Source organism: Huaxiibacter chinensis (assembly GCF_022171985.1).
In the GTDB taxonomy this organism is placed as follows: Bacteria; Pseudomonadota; Gammaproteobacteria; order Enterobacterales; family Enterobacteriaceae; genus Enterobacter; species Enterobacter chinensis_A.
In genome coordinates this window covers 1-1,133 of sequence record NZ_JAJVHF010000056.1, presented here as the reverse complement: position 1 = coordinate 1,133, position 1,133 = coordinate 1, and the positions used below count along the sequence as shown (strand labels likewise).

At 44.7% G+C, this 1,133-nt stretch carries 1 protein-coding gene; it reads right to left on the bottom strand.

Annotation, left to right across the window (positions count from 1 at the left end; all coding sequences use genetic code 11):
• Window positions 1-264 precede the first annotated feature (264 nt).
• The gene (locus LZP96_RS23900) at window positions 265-765 is read right to left on the bottom strand and encodes a non-heme ferritin-like protein (RefSeq protein WP_001752509.1); all 501 of its coding nucleotides are present in this window, start codon (window positions 763-765) and stop codon (window positions 265-267) included.
• Between the last annotated feature and the right edge of the window lie 368 nt (window positions 766-1,133).

Sequence of the window (1,133 nt, the reverse complement as noted above, 5' to 3'; positions counted from 1 at the left end):
TCGATGTGTTTGCGGGAAAAAAATCGGCCCAGATCCGCGAAATTTTAATCAGCGAGTCAGCTTGGGAAGAAATGACCTGCTTATTCGCACCTTCCTTAATATAAAGACACAAGCAGAGACATTTTTGGCACGATATAAAAACGCTAAGTTAAAAAATCACTATGACGTGTTGGGTATCAAATGTTCACTGGCATAAACCTCTGTTTCTGATGTAAAACAGATTTTCTGAGGAGGCGTAAAACCTCCTCGTACTGCGAAATTGATTTAGTGATAGCGATCGATCACGCCAACCAGATAGTGGTCGGTTTGCTGCATGTTGATGCCCGCTTTTTTAGCGCTGCGGACTTCATCCAGAATGATTTGCAACAGCGTCCCGTCCACGATTTCCTCTTTTCTGTATCGCTTCAGGAAGTTAATCGCTGACTTATCGTTTGCTGCCTGGGCGTCTTCCGTCAAAGAGGTCAGCGCATTAATGCGCTTCTGGTAATCGCTTACCGTCTGCTCAAACAGATCTTCCAGCGTGGAAAATTCACCGCACCGGGCGTGTTGCTCCTGTAACACCGGCGTGGCGCCGCTCTGTTTGATGTATTCGTACATGCGCATCATTTGCGTCACCGTATTTTGCGCCTGATGACGCAAAAATAGTGCGGTGCCATTAAGGCTATTCTCGCTGCACCTCTGGCTGAGCTGAAGATACAAATTTGAGGTATAAAACTCCTGATTCATTTGCGCATTCAGTTTTTGAACTATTCCGCTAGCGATCATAGGACTTCCTTATTTCTTGTCATCTCAGAAAACGGTCACTCTTCGAAAAAACAACCAGAATAAAAGCGATTCTTTCGCTTTTTTTATTGCGCCTGGTTACGCAGTCATATTCATTTTAAGTCGGGATGCTCCTTATTTAAATATCCACCCCTACTATCGCATTTCTATCTGGCATTATTCTGTGATGGTGTTTCGATATTCACACTCCCTGTGCCAATCCTTTCTTATCGACAGTAGGAAACTTCCTCCGGCTATTCTGCTGAACACGATTAGGGGGGCACTGTTGCAAATAGTCGGTGGTGATAAACTTATCATCCCCTTTTGCTGATGGAGCTGCACATGAACCCATTCAAAGGCCGGCATTTTCA